The organism is Parasphingorhabdus flavimaris, assembly GCF_013371215.1.
Lineage (GTDB): Bacteria > Pseudomonadota > Alphaproteobacteria > Sphingomonadales > Sphingomonadaceae > Parasphingorhabdus > Parasphingorhabdus flavimaris.
The window spans coordinates 883359-902042 of record NZ_JABWMH010000001.1 but is presented as its reverse complement, the minus strand read 5'-3'; the positions used below and the strand labels follow the sequence as shown (position 1 = coordinate 902042).

Annotated in this window: 18 protein-coding genes; 5 read left to right on the top strand and 13 right to left on the bottom strand. The window is 57.3% G+C overall.

What is annotated here, in order from left to right:
- Nucleotides 1-13: 13 nt before the first annotated feature.
- A complete protein-coding gene (locus HUO14_RS04385) occupies nucleotides 14-1603 on the bottom strand; it encodes a peptide MFS transporter (RefSeq protein WP_176278626.1) in 1590 nt (529 codons plus the stop codon).
- A gap of 159 nt (nucleotides 1604-1762) precedes the next feature.
- Here HUO14_RS04385 and HUO14_RS04380 point away from each other — a divergent pair, with 159 nt between their 5' ends.
- Together HUO14_RS04380 and HUO14_RS04375 are read left to right on the top strand one after the other, a co-directional pair.
- Entirely contained in the window at nucleotides 1763-2365 is a 603-nt protein-coding gene (locus HUO14_RS04380) for a nitroreductase family protein (protein WP_176278625.1), read from the top strand.
- A gap of 81 nt (nucleotides 2366-2446) precedes the next feature.
- Complete coding sequence (locus HUO14_RS04375; protein ID WP_176278624.1) at nucleotides 2447-2791, top strand: GntR family transcriptional regulator; 345 nt, start codon at nucleotides 2447-2449, stop codon at nucleotides 2789-2791.
- 36 nt (nucleotides 2792-2827) lie between these two features.
- On the opposite strand, the gene HUO14_RS04370 is transcribed toward HUO14_RS04375, so the two are convergent.
- From HUO14_RS04370 to HUO14_RS04355, 4 genes are read right to left on the bottom strand one after another with little or no spacing between them, the layout of a single operon-like run.
- Nucleotides 2828-4801: a tetratricopeptide repeat protein gene (locus HUO14_RS04370; protein WP_176278623.1), complete on the bottom strand. Its 1974-nt coding sequence runs from the start codon at nucleotides 4799-4801 to the stop codon at nucleotides 2828-2830.
- Nucleotides 4802-4804: 3 nt separating this feature from the next.
- Nucleotides 4805-6187, bottom strand: coding sequence for a PEP-CTERM-box response regulator transcription factor (gene prsR / locus HUO14_RS04365; protein ID WP_176278622.1), 1383 nt, complete (start codon nucleotides 6185-6187; stop codon nucleotides 4805-4807).
- A complete protein-coding gene (gene prsK, locus HUO14_RS04360) occupies nucleotides 6187-8283 on the bottom strand; it encodes an XrtA/PEP-CTERM system histidine kinase PrsK (protein ID WP_176278621.1) in 2097 nt (698 codons plus the stop codon). The genes prsR and prsK overlap by 1 nt, the downstream gene beginning before the upstream one ends.
- 1 nt (nucleotide 8284) lies before the next feature.
- Nucleotides 8285-9673 (bottom strand): TIGR03013 family XrtA/PEP-CTERM system glycosyltransferase, encoded by a 1389-nt coding sequence (locus HUO14_RS04355; protein ID WP_176278620.1) that lies wholly within the window; start codon nucleotides 9671-9673, stop codon nucleotides 8285-8287.
- Between HUO14_RS04355 and HUO14_RS04350 the strand changes: the two genes are divergently transcribed.
- Complete coding sequence (locus HUO14_RS04350; protein ID WP_176278619.1) at nucleotides 9653-9838, top strand: hypothetical protein; 186 nt, start codon at nucleotides 9653-9655, stop codon at nucleotides 9836-9838. The two genes, HUO14_RS04355 and HUO14_RS04350, sit on opposite strands and share 21 nt — an antisense overlap.
- Here the strand turns inward: HUO14_RS04350 and HUO14_RS04345 are convergent.
- Nucleotides 9835-11226, bottom strand: a complete 1392-nt coding sequence (locus HUO14_RS04345; protein WP_176278618.1) for a helix-turn-helix domain-containing protein — start codon at nucleotides 11224-11226, stop codon at nucleotides 9835-9837. The two genes, HUO14_RS04350 and HUO14_RS04345, sit on opposite strands and share 4 nt — an antisense overlap.
- A 195-nt stretch (nucleotides 11227-11421) precedes the next feature.
- Between HUO14_RS04345 and HUO14_RS04340 the strand changes: the two genes are divergently transcribed.
- Nucleotides 11422-11844, top strand: a complete 423-nt coding sequence (locus HUO14_RS04340; protein ID WP_176278617.1) for a hypothetical protein — start codon at nucleotides 11422-11424, stop codon at nucleotides 11842-11844.
- On the opposite strand, the gene HUO14_RS04335 is transcribed toward HUO14_RS04340, so the two are convergent.
- From HUO14_RS04335 to HUO14_RS04305, 7 genes are all read right to left on the bottom strand, one after another.
- Nucleotides 11841-12434, bottom strand: coding sequence for a DUF3501 family protein (locus HUO14_RS04335; protein WP_176278616.1), 594 nt, complete (start codon nucleotides 12432-12434; stop codon nucleotides 11841-11843). The genes HUO14_RS04340 and HUO14_RS04335 overlap by 4 nt on opposite strands.
- 54 nt (nucleotides 12435-12488) lie before the next feature.
- Nucleotides 12489-13820: a (Fe-S)-binding protein gene (locus HUO14_RS04330; RefSeq protein WP_176278615.1), complete on the bottom strand. Its 1332-nt coding sequence runs from the start codon at nucleotides 13818-13820 to the stop codon at nucleotides 12489-12491.
- 95 nt (nucleotides 13821-13915) lie between these two features.
- Complete coding sequence (locus tag HUO14_RS04325; RefSeq protein WP_176278614.1) at nucleotides 13916-14335, bottom strand: rubrerythrin family protein; 420 nt, start codon at nucleotides 14333-14335, stop codon at nucleotides 13916-13918.
- Nucleotides 14336-14493: 158 nt separating this feature from the next.
- Nucleotides 14494-14862 (bottom strand): hypothetical protein, encoded by a 369-nt coding sequence (locus HUO14_RS04320; RefSeq protein ID WP_176278613.1) that lies wholly within the window; start codon nucleotides 14860-14862, stop codon nucleotides 14494-14496.
- Nucleotides 14863-16188: an amidohydrolase gene (locus HUO14_RS04315; RefSeq protein ID WP_425500475.1), complete on the bottom strand. Its 1326-nt coding sequence runs from the start codon at nucleotides 16186-16188 to the stop codon at nucleotides 14863-14865.
- A 79-nt stretch (nucleotides 16189-16267) separates the two neighbouring features.
- Complete coding sequence (locus tag HUO14_RS04310; RefSeq protein ID WP_176278611.1) at nucleotides 16268-16855, bottom strand: DUF4893 domain-containing protein; 588 nt, start codon at nucleotides 16853-16855, stop codon at nucleotides 16268-16270.
- Nucleotides 16852-17637 carry a 3-hydroxybutyrate dehydrogenase gene (locus HUO14_RS04305; RefSeq protein ID WP_176278610.1) on the bottom strand — a complete coding sequence of 262 codons (786 nt, stop codon included), beginning with the start codon at nucleotides 17635-17637 and terminating at the stop codon, nucleotides 16852-16854. Before HUO14_RS04305 ends, HUO14_RS04310 begins: the two co-directional genes overlap by 4 nt.
- 126 nt (nucleotides 17638-17763) lie before the next feature.
- Here HUO14_RS04305 and ypfJ point away from each other — a divergent pair, with 126 nt between their 5' ends.
- On the top strand, nucleotides 17764-18672 hold the full coding sequence (gene ypfJ / locus HUO14_RS04300; RefSeq protein WP_176278609.1) for a KPN_02809 family neutral zinc metallopeptidase: 909 nt from the start codon (nucleotides 17764-17766) through the stop codon (nucleotides 18670-18672).
- Nucleotides 18673-18684: the final 12 nt, after the last annotated feature.

The window sequence follows — 18684 nt, the reverse complement described above, 5'->3', positions numbered from 1 at the left end:
AGTCCCTTTTAGATTATGGCTTGGTTGTAGGATGAATGCCGGCAGACTGGGGATCACCAAATTCCGCCTGGCCTTCCAGATCGTCACCGACATTGTCGTCAGCAAGCGTATCCAGATGCATCAGCTTCTTGATCAGCGGCGATATCACGATCACCGCAACGCCGACACCGACAGCAACCCAACCAACGGTTGAATAGACTTCCAGCACACGATCCGGCCCGGCCCCTTCGGCACCGACTGCCGAAGCAATCAGTCCGGCAGCAAAATTGCCGGTTGCAGAAGCAAAGAACCATGTACCCATGATCAGGCTCGCCATATGCGAAGGCGCCAGACGGTTCATCGCGCTCAGGCCAACCGGAGAAAGGCAAAGCTCACCGGTCGTATGCAGCAGGTAGATCAGGAAGATGAACAGAACCGGCGTAAGGTTACCGGTTCCTGCCGCCAAAGCACCGGCTACCAGCACCAGGAAGCCTGCACCGAGCTGGATCAATCCCAGACCAAATTTCGCTGGCGCGGAAGGCTCCAGCCCCCTGCGGCCGAGCATGGTCCAGAGCAACGCAAATACCGGTGCCAGCAGCACGATATAGATCGCATTGATCGACTGGAACACGGACGCAGGAACTTCAATGCCGAGAATATTCCGGTCAACGCTGCGGTCGGTAAACAGGTTCAGCGACGATCCGGCCTGCTCGAACAGGGCCCAGAACAGGATCGAACCGAAAATCAGGAACATTGCCGCAAAGATGCGATCACGATCCTCCGGAGCGAGCTTGGCGACGGCGGTATAGAGAACATAAATCACCAATATTGCACCGGCGATTCCCAGCAATGAGCCAACCAGAGCCTGATACTGGATCAATATCCAGACGAGGCCGACGGTCGCAAAGCTGAGAAGATAAAGCAGCCATTCGAACTTGATGCCACCGACTTTGCTTTCGAGCAGCTTGGGATCATTGGCTTCACCGCGACCTACCAGCAATGGCTTGCCCCAGACGAACACGACCAGGCCGAGCAACATGCCCAGTCCGGCTACTCCGAAACCGTAGGACCAGCCATAGGTCTGACCCAGCCAGCCGGCGATGATCGCTCCCAGCGCGGCACCAAGATTGATACCCATGTAGAAAATCGTATAGGCTGGGTCGCGGCGAATGTCAGTGCGGGTATAGAGTTGCCCGACGATGACCGAAATATTGGCTTTCAAAAAGCCCGAACCGACGATGATGAAGGCAAGTGCCAGCCAGAAGATGTTTATCGCCGGATCTGCCTGACCAAGACCGTCTCCTTCGAAAGCCATCAGGAAATGGCCGAAAGTCAAAAGCAAGGCACCAAAGGCAACCGCTTTGCGCTGCCCCAGATATTTGTCGGCCAGATAGCCACCAACCACCGGCGTGATATAGACCAGAGCGGTATAGGCACCGTAAATCACGCCCGCTTCGCTATCCGAGAACATCCAGTGTTGAACGAGATAGAATATCAACAGGGCCCGCATGCCGTAATAGGAAAAACGTTCCCACATTTCGGCAAAAAACAGAACAAAAAGTCCCTTGGGATGACCGAGGAATGTTCCTCTAGCGTCGCCCGATTCCAGATACTCACCAGCCATTTATGAACTCCCCGATATACTAGGTGGGCTGTCCAATGCAGCCCGATTGCCCCGCACCCTAATGAAAAAAATGCGCAAGTGAAGCAGATTGTTACAAGCGAGACCGGTTTATCTCATATTCGCCTTGCAATTGGCCCCGTCTCTTCCGAAGTGACGGATATGACCGAAAAGCAATTTAACGACCTCAGCAGCCTCGCCAGCTATCTCCCATCCCGCCGATCCGGGCGACCGCGCGATATGATCGCCCCTGGTCCGAGCGAAGCTCAGATCGAAGAGATTGTTACGATTGCCCTGCGGACGCCGGATCACGGCAAGCTGGCGCCCTGGCGCGTGATTGCGGTTGGCGATGATCAGCGCAGCCTTTTCGCCAATGGCATCCACAATGCCTATCTGAAAGAACGGCCGGAAGCCGGGCGGATGGAACTCGAATCGCTGGAGTCGATGGCCTGCCTGGCGCCGACCCTGCTGGTCGTGATGTGCTCCCCCGTCACATCGACCAAGATTCCCCTCTGGGAACAGGAACTGAGTTGCGGTGCCTTTGTGATGAACATTCTCCACGCGGCTCACGCGATGGGATTTGTCGGCGGCTGGATCACCGGCTGGCCGGCGTTTAACGATGACGTGCGGGATCTGTTTGGTTCGGCGCCGGAGAGAATCGCGGGATTTCTCTATTTTGGCACGTCCAATGCGGAACTGGTAGAGCGACCGCGACCGGCATTGGAGGACGTCTTGTCCCGCTGGACCCCTGCCCTGTCAGAATGAATGGCCGCAATCCCGACCAAATGTCGGTATTTCCTCAACTAGCACCTTGCGTGCATGGCTGTATTATGGCAGTGATGCAGCATGAACAATGCAAGCAAACCCGTCTATCTGAAATTGCGGGACATTATCGCAGAATCCATATTGGACGGCGAATATCGCGAGGGTGACATGCTCCCCTCGGTCCGCGTATTTGCAGCCGACCAGGGCGCCAACCCCCTTACCGTGGCGAAAGCCTATCAGGGATTTCAGGAGGATGGCCTGGTCACGGTGAAACGCGGCGTGGGAATGTTTGTCGCAGCGGGCGCAAAGGATCGCCTGCGCCAATCACAGCGAGAAAATTTCATCAAGAATGTCTGGCCACCCGTCGAGCGCCAGATGAAGCGGCTCGACCTGTCGATCGACGACTTGGTGAAAAGCGAAGCCTGAACGGCGTTTCGACTTTGGATTAGCCGACGCTTGGCCTCAAATAGCCCGCGCGCGCCTGAGGCTTGCGCGATAGGCGGGATTTTCAGGCATGATGGTGACAGCCTTTTCAAGCAGGCTTGTCGCATCTCCAATGCGCCCTTCATCCGCCAGCAGTGCCAGACCGTAAAGATGAGATACCACCGGACTGGAGGGCTGGACGCGATACGCGATCCTGCCCGCTGCAATCGCTTTTTCCGTCTCTCCCAGTCCGGTATAGGCCTGTGTCAGACCAGCCATGATCAAGGCATCATTTTCGCCCAGTCGCTTGCGGAGATTTTCGAGCAAATGGACAGCAACCGACCAGCTTCCGGTCTCGAGATGGGCATAAGCCATCCAGCGCAAGCCCGCGATGTTGCTCGGATTGTAATTGAGGAACTGCGCCACCGTTTCGCCCGATTGCTGCAACGCGCCCTTCGCACGTGTGACCTCGACCAGTCGCAGCATCACCGGTTCGGAAAAGCGGATGCTGCGCGCCTGCCCCAGCGCGTCTAGCGCCTCGTCATAATTGCCCATCGCCGCAGCGACATCGGCAACCAATATATGCGCGTCGCTCGCTCCCGGATTACCGTTCTGCAACCGCTTGGCTTCCGCATAGGCCGTGGCAAGGTCGCCCGCATCGTATAGCGCGCGAATATAGGGAACCACCGCCCGTGCATCATTCGGGTTCCGTTGCGCCTCGCCCGACAATATGCCGAGCGGCACCGCGGCGGCGATCGCGCTTTCCTTGCCGCTATCATGGACCGCTGCCCGATTGAGAACGCCGGCCGCCTGGACGCGTTCGTCGATCGCCTCAAGCCCGCGTCCCGCCAGCCACAAGGCGTAGGGGTCCGCCCCGGTGCGGTTGACCTGCGGTTTCAGCACTTCCACCGCATCGAGAGCACTACCGGCCAGATACAGCGAACGCGCGAGCAGATTTTGCGCTTGCCGGTTGCTCGGCTGGATCGACACCAGGCGGCCGAACTTGTCGACGGCGGCATTGTAGTTGCCTTCGCCATGCTCGATTATTCCCTGCACCAGCAGGACCGCTGGCACATTGTCCATCGCGCCTCCGGTCTGGTGCATCAATCTTCGCGCCAGTCCATATTTACCCGCCCGCGCAGCAAGAACCGCCTGCATGAAAAAGGCCCGTGGATTACGACTGTCCAGTGAAATGATCTTGCGCGCGATCGCCAGCATTTCGGTCATCCGGCCCATGTCGCCGAGAGTGGCCGCATATTCGGTCAACAGCGGGACATCATTGGGATCGATCTCCAGCGCACGTTCGAACCAGGGCAAAGATGCTCCCAGACCGAATTGAAAGCGGAGCAACTCGCCGCGATATTGCAGGGCGCGAATATTGTCGGGATCCAGTTTCACGGCCTCGTCAACCGCGTTCGTCGCGCCGGCCTGATCGCCCGAGTCTGCTCGGAACCGGGCGATATCGACCCACAGGTCGGGATTTTGTCGATCCAGTTCCATCGCCCGGTTGAACGACTGGCTCGCCAATTGCCCATCACCCATTTGTAGCGCCAGCTTACCCATGATCCGCGCCGCATAGCCCTGATGCCTTGCCGGGATATCATCGGCCATCAACTGATCACGCGCCTTTTGCGGCTTGCCCTGCAGGAATAACGCATGGCCCAAAAGATGCCGCACCCGAGCCGGATCAAGCCCCAGACTGATGGCGCGATCGATCTCCGCTTCGGCAGCGATACCGTCATAAAGGCCCAGCAGGACTTCGGCTTGCGCCACCCGTGCGTCAATCCACTCCGGGTCGGCCTTGATCGCGTTCATCAACTCGATCCGCGCCGATCTTATATCACGCTGCGCGCGAAACTGCTCGGCCTTGGCAAAAGCCTCCCGGGCCTCGCCATTGCCTTCGCTAGCCGCGAAAATGGCGCTGGGAATGCCGACCACGCTGACCGCCAGCATAGTCGCGAGAACGACCGGCTTGCTGAACAATCGCCATTGCTGGAAACGGGAGATCATCATCGCTTAGCTGGCTTGCTGCAACTTATATTGCTTGAGCAGATCGTAAAGTGTCGGGCGACTGATACCGAGCAATTTGGCTGCATTGGAAATATTGCCGCTCGTCTGTGAAATCGCCCGCAATATCGCCGAACGGTCTGCGGCTTCGCGGGCCGCTTTCAAATTGAGCAGATCGGTCGCTGCATTTTCATCCACTTCCAGGTCGAGGTCATTTGCGCCGATCATCTTGCCATCGGCCATGATTACGGCCCGCTTGATCCGGTTTTCCAGTTCACGGACATTGCCCGGCCAGTGCCATGCTTCCAGCGCGGCCAGGGCATCCGGAGCGAGCCCCTTCACCGCCGGATTGATTTCCGCAGCAAATTTTTTCTGGAAATGACGGGCTAGCAGGCTGGCATCACCCGATCGACCAGATAGCGGGGGAATCTTGATCACGATCTCGGCGAAACGATAATAAAGGTCTTCGCGGAACGAATTTTCCTTGATCATCTTCTCGAGATTCTGATGCGTGGCGCAAACGATCCTGGTGTCGACCGCGATCGCTTTGCGACCACCTATTCTCTCGATCACCCGCTCCTGCAGGAAGCGCAGAAGTTTGACCTGCAGCGGCAGCGGGATATCCCCCACTTCGTCGAGAAAGAGCGTACCGCCATCGGCTTGCTCGATCTTGCCTTCCGTTGTCTTGATCGCTCCGGTGAAGGCCCCTTTTTCATGTCCGAACAGTTCGGATTCGAGCAGATTCTCCGGTATCGCAGCGCAGTTTATCGCGACAAATGCCTGGTCGCGCCGATCGCTCGCTTCGTGCAGACCTTTCGCCAGCAATTCCTTGCCCGTCCCGCTGGCGCCAAGCAGCATGACCGAAGCATTAGTATTGGCCACCCGCTCGATCATCCGGGCGATTTTCAGCATTTCCGGTGCCCCGGTGATGATCTGGCCCAGAATATATCCATCGCCATTGCCCCGCGCAGCAAGTGTGGCGTTTTCCTGTTCGAGCCTGTGGACGTGAAAGGCGCGCCGGACAATCAGCCCCAGTTCGTCGATATCCACCGGCTTGTGATAAAAGTCCCATGCGCCACCCGAAATGGCACGCAGGGCACTGGCTTTTTCACCATGGCCCGAGGCAACAATAACCTTGGTATCCGGTTTCAAGCTCAATATCTCGTCCATTGTCGCAAACCCTTCGGTGGTACCGTCGGGATCCGGTGGCAGGCCGAGATCGAGGGTCACGACATCGGGCTCTTCGGCTCGCAGCATCTCAATCGCGGATTCACGGTCGCCCGCGACAATGACATCAAAGTCATCATAAGCCCATTTGAGCTGCTTTTGCAGGCCGGGATCATCTTCGACGATCAGCAGCTTCTCTCTTTTCGGTTGATTACTATCTGGCATCAAGCGGCCCTTTCATCTGCTGAATTTTCATCCGACAAGCGTGTGGCGAGGGGCAGGATCAACGTGAACCGGCTCCCGGTCCCTTCCGTACTTTCGACTTCGAGACGCCCCTTCATCGCGCGGGCAAGTTCTCGTGCTTCATAGGCACCAATTCCGAACCCTCCCTGTTTGCTGGACGCAAAAGGTTTGAATAGCTGGCTACGGACAAACTCGCTCGACATGCCCACCCCCTGATCACGCACCTCGATGGCCACGGACAGGTCACGCCGGCGCGCATTGATGAAGATCGGCTGGCCTTCCGTGCTGGCATCGATCGCATTCTGGATCAGATGCCCGAGAATTTGATCCACCCGCACGGGATCCGCCATCACAGTCAGATCGTCGATCTGGGTGGTTTGCATGTCGTGCAATATACGCTTTTTCTCTATGATCGACTGAACCAGCTCGCGCACTTTTACCGGCTTGGGCTCTTCCTGCTTGGCCTTGTTGTGCTGCGACAATCGTTCGAGCAGGCCGTTCATCTTGTCCGCAGAATCCTGAAGCGTCTCGATCATATCTGCCCTGAACTCCGGGTTTTCGGCGTGGCGCTTGGCATTGCGTGCCAGCAGACTCAACTGGCTGACCAGATTCTTGATATCGTGCATGATGAACGCCATCCGGCGGTTGAACTCATCGAAACGCTGCGCTTCGGAAAGCGATTCCTGGCTACGGGCTTCCGCCAGATAGCTTGCGACCTGACGCCCGACCACACGCAGCATATCGAGATCCTCCCAGTCCAGCGTACGATTGACACGTGGACGAGCCAGCAGCATCAGGCCGGTGAGACGGTCGAAATGAACCAGTGGCACCGCTACCCATGCTTGCTCGTCTCTGCTCATCCAGTCCGGGATGGCGGCAGGGTCGCATTTGTCATCCTTATCGGCACGCAGCGCATCAAATTCCACAATGTGACTGGAATCTTCAAAAAAAGCGACGGTGCGGTTTGAACAAGCGCGCGCAGGCACTTCTATCGAGGACCAGTTCCAGCGGGATTGCAGCACCAATTGACCGGCCTCGTCCTGCATCAGCAGAATACCCGCCGGCGAATCGGTTATATCGGCAATCGCCTTTATCACCCGTTCATGGAAAGGCGCGCTATCGGCACCGGGTCGACCGATCGTATCGGTGAAGCGGATCCACTCTGATCGATAATCATAGCGGTGCTGGAAAAAATTCTTGGCCATCTTGACCTTCAGCCAGGAACGGAACTTGCCCGACGGCAGCAGCAAAAGCGCGCCAACCGATGTACCGAACAGGAAGCTGATCTGGGCCAGACGCGCATAGTCGCCGCCAATGATTTGCAGTGCCGCCGAAATCACGACCATCATCAGGAGATAGGATGCTATCGCCACTAGCGACAGAGAACGGAATGCCACGCTGCGGGACAGGGTCAGATTCCAGTCGGTGTTGCGAACCGATGCGAGCGCCAGGATCGGCGCGACGATCGCCATAGTCGGGCCACGCATCGCATGCAGTTCAAACGGAAATTGCTGGGTCAGATAGGTGATCGTGTAGAGGTTCAGATCAAAGGTCCAGATCGCCGCGAGCGAGGCCATTGGAAGCCGGATGCCCCAACGGGACTCCGGTGCGGAAATCGAATATAGATTGTGCACCAGAACCAGCGCGCCCACGGCAAATATCATCCGCAAAACCAGCGAAGTATATAGCGTGACACCTTCGAGGCGCGGACTTCCCGCAAAGACCGGCAACAGCGTATCAACGATCATCTGGCCAACCAGCACAAATGTCAGCGCAAAATAAATTCCGTTAACGGTTGTCGGCTCGTCACGCCCTTCCCCGGATCGCAACAGAATGAACATGAACGCCAGCCAGCCAAAGTTGCGCAATGTTTCGGCAAAGTGGGAAATCGGTGACTGGAAGCCTTCGACAGCAATCGACAGGGCCCAGAAACTGGTCAATGCTATCGCAATAACCAACCAAATCTGCCGGCGGTTGCGTTCGACCTTGCGCTGAAATTGCCAGATTGCCAGAGCACCGAAAAGCACGGCTGCACCGCCGTGCCCGAAAGTACTGATATGATCGAGAAACGATCCCATCTCAGCGCACGCCCTCTGGCCAGAGTACCACCCTGATCGTCTGCAAAATGATCAGCAAATCCAGAAATGGCGTATAGTTTTTGGCGTAATAAAGATCATATTCCAGCTTGTGCCGGGCATCTTCGATCGACGCACCATAAGGATAGTTGATCTGCGCCCAGCCGGTTATGCCCGGCTTGACGATATGCCGCTCGGCATAGAAAGGCATTTTGGTTTGCAGATCGTCTACGAATTGCGGCCGTTCGGGGCGAGGCCCGACAAAACTCATTTCCCCCTTCAACACGCTCCAAGCCTGAGGCAACTCGTCAATCCGTACTTTGCGAATGAACCGACCGATGCGGGTGATCCGCGGATCATTTTCAGCCGCCCAGATCGCTTTGCCACCGATTTCCGCATCTTCGCGCATCGAGCGCAATTTGAGGATGCTGAACTTCTGGCCGTACAGGCCGACCCGCTCCTGTTTGAAAAAGGATCCGCCGCGGCTTTCCAGCTTGATCAGCAAGGCAAATAGCAGGATCACCGGCCCGGTCAGCAACAGCAGCAGGAAGCTCAGGAATATATCGAACCCGCGTTTGAAGGCGGTCGACAGACGCCGCCCCGACGAGAAACCGTCGGAGAAAATGAACCAGCTGGGATTGACGCTGTCGAGGTCGACGCGGCCGGTCTCGCGCTCGAGAAAACTCGACATGTCATTGACGTGGACGCCGGTCGTCTTGATCGTCAGCAGGTCTGCCACCGGCAGCGAATTGCGCCGCTCTTCGAGCGCCAGAACGACTTCGCTGACCTCAAGGTCGATGACATGTTGCGGTAGGTCGCCGATATCCTGACGCCGGATCGCACCGTCGATCTTGCTCGGACCTTCGTTCATGTCGACATAGCCGGCGATGATGAAACCACTTTCCTGCCGCTTTTCCAGCGCTGCGATCCGCCCTGCCCGCGGACCGGCACCGAGAATCAACAATCGGCGCTTGAAACTGTCGCTGTCCAATATCGTCCCGAGCAGAACACGGACGGCCATAAGGAACGTGATCGCCAAAGCCATCGCGTATAGGGAATTCGACCGCCACAAAGTGATGCCGGGCATCACGAAGGCAAGCAACGACAGGAAGATTACCCCAAGGGAAATCGCCACCAGAATCCGCGCAGCTGCGAAACGCAGCGATTGCAGGGCTTCGGATCCGTATACACCCACCGCAACCAACGCCAGCTGAAGAGCAAAGGCAAAGCTGAATATCGGCCCCGGGCGATCGTATACCGAGTCTACTGCCATATCGATCTGAAGCGCACGCAATATCCAGCCGGCTTCTGCCGCCATCAGCAGCAGCAAAAAGTCTATCAAACCCAGAAACAAAACGGGGTAAGGGATATAATGCTTGAACAATCGGATCATTTTGCGCGCGATCTTTCCTTGGCTGCTATCGCCCATAAGGAAAATTGGTTAGCTGTCGGTAAATTTTACAAGAAGAACTGCAAGAAATCGCTGACCATCGTCAAAATTGTTCAATCTACCGACAGTTTGCCGCTGCACGGCAAGAAATCTGACGCGCCAATCTAGTCGTTCACAAAGTCAAATGGCGTCAATCCGCGCTCGCGTTCGTTAAATGTAAGAGGCCGGCTGCGCGGCGGCGCCGACCGCTGCGAGCATTGGGGACGGGTACAGGCAGGACAACCCAGGCCGATCGGCGTGGCATGGTCGATGCTCAGGTCTTGACCACGCGCATAATGGAGTGCCGAGCCGACCTCCGCCGAAACCCCCAGTCCGATAGCGAATGCCGGCGTATAACCACCCGCGCCGGAACCAATACCCTGCACGGCACGGGACAGGGTGAACCAGGTGCTACCGTCTTCCAGCGCCACCAGCTGGGACCGGATTTCCGCCGGTTGCTCAAAAACCCGATGGATATCCCAGAGCGGGCAGCGATGCGCGCTTTCTACCAGCGGAGCATTGCTGGCACCGGCATAGCGTTTCGAGATCATCCCGGCGCGATCGATACGGACCATGAAAAACGGCAAGCCGCGCGATCCCACGCGCTGCAAGGTGGTCAGCCGATGGGCGACCTGCTCGAATCCCGCTCCGAAACGGCGCTGGAGCAGCTGGATGCGATAGCCTGTCTGCTCGCAGGCCTTGAGAAACCGCTCATAGGGCATCATCAATGCAGCGGCAAAATAGCCCGACAAATGGCGCCGGAACAGCTTTTCAGCGGCACGGTCGGTAAAATGCCCCCCGGACGCCAGCGCGTCGATTTCTCCTTTTGCTTCGATCTGGCCGAGCAGCAGAGCGGCTTGAAAGGTCCGGGAAGCGGGGTCGAGCATTTCCGAGAGCTGAAGCTGCCGCGCGTGGAGATCGAGGCGCCGGAGCTTGTCCGAAAGCACCGTCTCCGGCAGGATACGGATCATCAGCTGATGTTTCACGCGCAGTCGCTCGGCGATCGCACCATATAGATCGCCGGCGCCAAGGCGCAGTTCATCCGCAAGCTCTTCCGCCATCGCATCGAGATCGGCGAAATGATTGCGCCAGCGCTCTATTTCCCGGCGAACCAACTGGATCGGGTCAGGTGCAGCGCTTTCCCCGGAATCTCCCGCAGCCTTGCGGTTGTCAAATAGTCGTACAAAAGCTTCCGCACTATTCGGCGAGGCTATCAGCCACTCCTCCAGTTCGGCGCGATCGATCGACAGGTCCTCGAACAAGGGATCTGTCAGCCTTTGACGAATAGCGTCGATACCGCCACCGGGCTCCGCCGCGATCAATTGTCGCGGATCGAAGTCGAAACGTTCGGCCAGCAACAGCATCAAACGGGCGCTTAAAGGCCGTTGATTGCGTTCGATGAGATTGAGATAACTGGGCGAAATATCGAGGGCCTCGGCCAGAGCAACCTGCGTCATGGCAGCGCTCCGCCGCAGTCGCTTGATCGCCGCGCCGGCAAAAAGTTTGGGATTTGTCATCAGTGGTCTATGTAAATTTATTTACAAAAACTCAAGCCCATTTGGCATCGCTTGCGGTCGAAGTGGACCTGTGAATGGCCAATGGCACCACGATCATGCCAGAGGAGTTTTGCGCCGCGATTTACCGGGGGTAAATATTTCTTAACCGCACCAATCTATCCTCGACGGGAATTTATAAGAAATTGGTGCTCTGATATGCTCAAAGAATCCGTCCTGTTCGTGGGGGCCACCGGGCTTCTGATCTTTTTTATGACCCCGACCGACAAGTCTGACGAGGCAAAACCCGTCGACGAGCAGACGCAGGAAACGCCAGCGCCATCCAGTCCGTCTCCTGATGATGCTTGGGGATATGACGATGAAGTGGAAGAAAACGGAGAGGGCTTTGTCTTCGGAGAACCGATGACCGGATCAGACAGCGAGCCAAGCGAACCGGCCCAGGATGAAGAAAAGCCTTCCGCTCGCGAGGAACAATCAGCCAGCAACAAATCCAGCGATGCAGGTTATGCTTCCACCAGAAACCCGCCTGCTCAAAATGGACCATCATCAGGTTCGCTGGGCAGCGCAGACAACCCGATCATCTTGAAATCGAACAACCCTGCGAACCCGGTTGACGACTAGTCGAGGTCTCTGGCCATATCGCGACGGCATTCGTCGCTGATGATCGCTGCATGGCCGTAATTGGGATGATCTATCTGGACCATCACCTGCCCGTCCATGCTCTCCCAATTTTTCACCTGCTCGGCATTTAGCGCGAAATGGACAAATTGAACCGCACTGGCCTTGCCATCGGAACGGGTGCGGTCGATATCCTGCTCGGGCTCCGCGGTAATTTTGTCATTGCCGATGACCAGATGAATATGCTGATCAACCCCGCCCAGAGTCTTGAGAAAAGCGGTGCGTCGTTCTTCCTCGTCTATTTCGAACATCAGCGTTCCGGTGAATTCCGCTCCGTTCGGCACCATCGGATTATAGGCAGCCAGCTCGTCGGCCAGCTGCTCCTCACCACCCTTTTCGATCCGCAGCATTTCCTGGATTTGCAGCCACATGCTCTCCCAGCTTTCGAACTGGATCGTCGCATAGGGACCAATGGCAATCCGCCGGAATTTCTTGCGCAAAATTGATTCCTGTCGCTTGTCCTTGCGGATCAACTCATAATCCGCGAGCGAAATTATATCTTCTCTGGTAATCTCATGCGTGTCGCGGGGCATATCAATCCTTAAATTCCTGTTGGGGTGGCCGACGGACGTCGACAAGGCCTGGCATCAAAACCCGTAAGCCTTGGCCAGCAATTCTATCGGGTGGCCGATCCTGGCCGGCAGATCCTTCTGGCCGCCGCTCTCCATGATTTGTCTGAGATGCGGTCCGGCAAGCGGGCATTCGCTGACCATATAATCGGGATCGCCCTTTGAAACAGCGCGGGCAGCCGGACGGCCTACCTTGACCGCCTTGTCGAAATTTTCCTTGAATATTCCCCATTTGCCACCGTGACCGGAACACCGCTCGGTGATCGATGGTTTGGCGCCGGGGATCAGCTTGAGCATCTCCATCGCCTTGGGCCCCATGTTCTGGGCCCGGCTATGGCACGCGAAATGGATGCCTATCTCGGCCTTCATCTCGTCGATTGGAACCAGACCTTTTTCCTTGGCAATCTCGACAATATATTCGCTGAGATCACGGGTCGCCAGCGCCAGTTTTTTCACAACTGCATTGTCGGGCAGGATCAACGGCCATTCGAACTTCATCATCAGCGCGCAACTCGGGGTCAGCGCGACAATGTCAAATCCTTCGTCAATAATGGGTTCAAAAAAGGCAGCGACCTGTTCGGCGGATGAAGCCACCGCAGGCAGATCGCCGTTCTCCAGCTTCGGCATGCCGCAGCAGGCCGGATATTCGACCCGCGTCTGCACACCATTATGCGACAGCACATCGAGGGCGGCCTTGCCGGCCGTCTGGTCATTGAAATTGCCGTAGCAGGTCGCATATATCGCAGCCTTGCGACCGAAGGCAGGTGCCGCGGCGTTGGCCACCGGACCGTGACCGACATGCTTGTGGGTCAACGGCACCTCCTGAAACGGGGGCAGATGGGCGCGCTTGTCGATTCCGGCAACGCTCTCCAGAATGCCGCGCGTAACGCCATTGCTTCCTTTGCTCGCCCAATTGGCGGCCCCGGACAATGTTCCCGCAACCGCGGCATTGCGATCAATTTCAGCAAGTTGCTTGTCAACAAAACCGGTCTTGCCGTTGCGGTTTTCTACCGCCCTGTGCCGCAGCATGAGATGCGGGAAATCCAGATCGAATTCATGGGGTGGCACATAAGGGCATTTGACCATGAAGCACATGTCGCACAGCGTACAGGAATCGACGACATTCTTGATGTCGCCAGCGCTCAGGTCCTCGACTTCTTCGTTCGGGCTTTCGTCGATGAGATCAAAAAGCTGTGGAAAGCTGTCGCACAGGTTGAAGCAGCGGCGGCAACCATGGCAGATATCAAACACCCGGCGCAATTCCAGATCGAGAGCTTCCTCGTCATAATAGGATTCCTCCTGCCAGGGAATCGGGTGCCGCGTCGGCGCGCCCAAGCTGCCTTCAGTCATGATATGCTTCCTGTCGCCTTAAGGACGGAATCCAAAGATGAAAGGATCATGCCGTCGTCCAGATGTGCGACGGCATGATCCTTCGGATCGACGGTCTAGGCGTCCATCGTGTCGAGAGTTTTCTGGAATTTGCCGGCGTGGCTCTTTTCCGCTTTTGCAAGCGTTTCGAACCAGTCCGCAATTTCGTCAAAACCTTCTTCACGTGCCGATTTCGCCATGCCCGGATACATGTCGGTATATTCGTGGGTTTCACCAGCGATAGCCGATTTCAGATTGTCGGACGTTCCGCCGATCGCGAGACCGGTTGCAGGATCGCCAACTTCTTCAAGAAATTCAAGATGACCATGGGCGTGGCCGGTTTCACCTTCTGCGGTAGAACGGAAAACAGCAGCAACATCATTATAGCCTTCGATGTCCGCTTTCTGGGCGAAATAGAGATAGCGACGGTTGGCCTGGCTTTCTCCGGCAAAGGCGTCTTTCAAATTCTGTTCGGTTTTGCTTCCCGCTAGTCCCATGTTCTTCTCCTATGGCGTGATTGAAATGAATACCGATCTGAAGAATCGGATTGCTTGACGACTAGCCGTGCTTGAAGACTGATTCCATTGAATTTTTTGATCGGTGACGATCGGAAAAATCAATCAGTTAGTTGCGACTTATTCGCAATAACGATCTATCATTCCGGACACCGTTTCAACTGGTAGATATCTGGTTCAATCGTAAAATCAAATCGATTGCTGTCAACGACAGATACCGGACCATCCATCCGGAACCGCCCGCCTGCTTCGCCGGTTTCCTCGTCAATCGCTAGATCGTCAAGGCTCAACACCAGCTTTCCGTCCAGCCAGATCCAGGTGCCGACCAGGTCTTCCGAAACGAAATTGCCACCACCGATCATCGTCCAGTTGGTCGGTGCCTCGCAGCTTTCATCCAGCAAGGCCCAGCGCCCCTCGAAATAGCCAGGATCAATTTCACTGACATCCTGCGCGGCGACCGGCGCGATCGGCACTGCCAGCACCGCAAACAGGAAATAGCGCCAGTCCATCTATTTTTTCATGATATCCAGAGCGGCAGCAGTCAGCGCCTCTGCCCCGGTGGTGATCACCTTCTCTGCCTCCGGCGCCCAGGTCGAACTGTGGAGCGAGGGCAGTTTTGTGCCCTCCGTGAGCGACGCCTGATATTCCGCCATCGGCACACCGCCGACCCAGAAAATCATGCTTTTGATATTTTCATCGGCACGGCGGTAACGGCTGAAATCTTCTCCACCCATCACCGGTTTCGACTGCACGACCCGTTCCTTGCCAAAGCGTGTTTCAAACAGCTTCGCCATATCCAGCGTAAATTCCGGACTGTTATAGGCTGCAGGCGTAAACTCCGTTTCGCGTAGCGTGACCACCGGCATGTGGTCCTCTGGCATGCCTGCGGCAATTGCTTCGCCGCGCGCAATGCGCTTGATCCCGTCGAGCAGCTTGGCCCGCGTATCATCGCCGTAGCTCCGCACGGTGATCAGCAGCAAGGCTTCGTCCGATATGATATTATGTTTGGAGCCGGCCTGGAAACTGCCCACGGTCACGACCGCCGGATCCTGCGGGTCGATTTCGCGGCTGACCAGCGTCTGCAGGGAACCGACGATACGGCTGGCCAGGACTACCGGATCCTTGGTCGTGTGGGGATAGGCGCCATGGCCGCCAACACCCTTGACCTGGATATCGACGCTGTCGACATTGGCCAGGGCAAAGCCGGGCGCATATCCGATATAGCCCGCAGGCGCGCCGGCGGCATCATGGAAGGCAAGCGCATATTCCGGTTTCGGAAAGCGGGTGTAAAGCCCGTCTTCCAGCATCGCCAGCGCCCCCTCGCCGGTCTCTTCCGCCGGCTGCAGGATCATCACCAATGTGCCCGCCCACTGGTCCTTGCGCGCCACCAGTTGCCGCGCCGTCGCAACCCAGCCGGTCATATGCGTGTCGTGACCGCAGGCGTGCATGACATAGGTATCATTGCCCTGACGGGTCTTGGCCATCGCCTTAGATGCGAAGGCCAGCCCGGTTTTTTCCTCCAGCGGCAATCCATCCATATCGGCGCGGATCAACACGGTCGGCCCCTCGCCGTTTCCCATGACGGCAACCACGCCGGTACCGCCGACCTTTTCGGTGACGGTAAAGCCGAGACGCCGCGCTTCGGCAGCCAGTTTCGCAGCCGTGCGCACTTCCTCGCCGCTGAGTTCGGGATTGCTGTGCAGATCGCGGTAAATTTCCATCAGCGACGGAAGGTCGGCCGAGATGGCGTCTGTCAGGTCGTCGGCAAATGCCGGTGAAGCCGTCAGTGCCGAGGCTGCCGCCAGCAAAGCAAATTTCGTAAATTTCCGCATCATCATCCCCATTTCATATGTCCACATTCTGCTTATCGTCGACCTGACTAATCCGGCCAAGGCCGCTTGTCAGGTCCAAAATTCATTTCACCGGCGTCAGCTCCATCACATCGACCTTGCTTTCATAAGCCGGGAACGGAAAGATCATGCGCCACCGGTTGATACCGATCCGCTGGACAACCGCGGCCTGATCGCGTTTCACGCTTTGCCCGTAAGGCACCAGAGCATCCTCATAATGATAGATGAGCGTCCCGAGATAGACAGACTGGTCCTGCCCCGTCTTGTCGATCCAGCCTATCGTGCGCTGGGAGCCCGTCAATTTGGTGAAATGCTTGCGACCGTTCTGGTCCACCACCCGGCATTTGAACGGGCTGTAAGCGATATAGGGCAGCCCGCCGTCCGGGTCGCCGTCCAGTTTGGTGATCGAACAATGGTAGAGGCCCTGCGGGATATCGCTGTTGCTCAGCGCCGCACCGGTTTCAAACAGCGGGGAACGGGCAGCGAGCGCCGCGCCTTCTCCCGCTCCTTCAACACCCGCCCGGCCAATTTCCAGCGCCTCTTCCCATCGATCCAGCCGCCCAGCATCGGCCGCCGTGGCCTGCTCGGGCCAATTGCTGTCGGCCTGAGGCCCGGCAGCTGCGGCCGCCAGTATCAGAACCCCTGCCATCATTGCGCGGTCCATCCCCCGTCGATCGAGATATTCGAGCCGGTAATGGAGCGGGCTTCATCCTTGCACAGGAATATTGCCAGGGCGGCGATCTGCTCGATCTGGACAAACTCCTTGGTCGGTTGCGGAGCGAGCAGGACATCGTTGATCACCTGCTCACGAGTCAATCCGCGCACTTCCATTGTATTGGGGATCTGCCCCTCGACCAGAGGTGTCCATGTATAGCCGGGCGAAATCGTATTGACCGTGATGCCATGGGTTGCCACTTCCAGAGCAACCGTTTTGCCAAAGCCGTCGAGCCCGTGCTTGGCCGCATTATAGGCCGATTTAAAAGGGCTCGCGACCTTGCTGTGCATCGAACCGGTGTTGATGATGCGGCCCCATCCCTTGTCCTTCATTCCCGGCACCACCGCCTTGGTTGCGTGAAAGGCGCTGTTCATGATGATATCCATGATCGCGTTCCACTTGTCCTCGGGGAACTCGTCGACCGGCGCGACAAACTGGATACCGGCATTGTTGATCAATATGTCGACCGTACCCAGTTGCTCCGCGCAATCGCTGCACATCTGGCGGATTTCTTCCGGCTTGGTCATGTCGGCATCGCTATAGGCCGCTTTCGCCCCGCTCAGCGCCTCGAGTTCCTGGCGCAGCGATTCGATCTCTTCCGCGTCGCCAAAGCCATTGACCATCACCGAAGCGCCTTCTGCCGCCAGCGCCTTAGCATAGCCGGCGCCAATGCCCGACGTGCTGCCCGTGATCAGTGCTGTCTTACCCTTCAAAAACATCGATATTCTCCTTTGTGGCGACCTTAAAACTGTCGCACCGGACTGCAATGCTTTTGTAAAAGAAATCAGCGCCACTTGCGCTTTTTTCCAAATCAGGCGAATTGAAAAGCAACGAGGAGACTATCAATGCGTTTGGACGATCTGGATCCCAGCAAGAATGTACGCGATCAGGGCCGCGGAGGCGGCGGCAGCTTTGGCGGCGGGGGCGGTGGTGGCCTGGGTTTGCTGCTCGGCTTTCTGCCCATGCTGCTCGGCCGGAAAATGGGCTGCGGCACGATATTGCTGATCGGTGGCGCGGCACTTGCGTTCATGTATTTCAGCGGTGGCGGCCTGCAACTGGCCGGAGACACCGGGAGCGGCGGATTCCAGTCGGAACGTTCCGGCGCCAATGTGGCGTGCGATACGGAAGAGGAACTGTTCGCCTGTCAGGTACTCGCCTCGACCGAACAGACATGGGACAAGCTGTTCCGGCAGCAGGGCCAGACCTACCGTCCGACCACCCTCACCTTTTATGACCAGAGCGGCCAGTCGGGCTGCGGCGCGGCGCAGGCCGCCATGGGTCCATTTTATTGTCCGGCGGATCAGGGCGTCTATCTCGACACCAGCTTCTTCCGCGAAATGTCGACGCGGATGGGTGCCAAGGGCGATTTTGCCCAAGCCTATGTAATCGCACATGAAGTCGGCCACCATATCCAGAATCTGTCCGGTGTTGCGAGCCAGGTCCGCAACGCGCAAGGCCGGGCGAGCAAGGCCGAAGGCAATGCGCTGCAGGTCCGGATGGAATTGCAGGCGGACTGCTATGCCGGCGTCTGGGCAGCCCAAAATGCCGACCGGATGGAACCGGGCGATGTCGAGGAAGGCCTGAATGCGGCGCATGCGATCGGCGATGATACGCTGATGCGCGGTGCCGGCCAGCAACCGGTCGAGAGCATGTTCACCCACGGGTCCTCCGAGCAGCGCATGGCCTGGCTGCGCAAGGGTATGCAGACCGGCAACCCGTCCTCGTGCGATACTTTCGCAGCCGGCGCGGTCTAGAAACAATCGGGC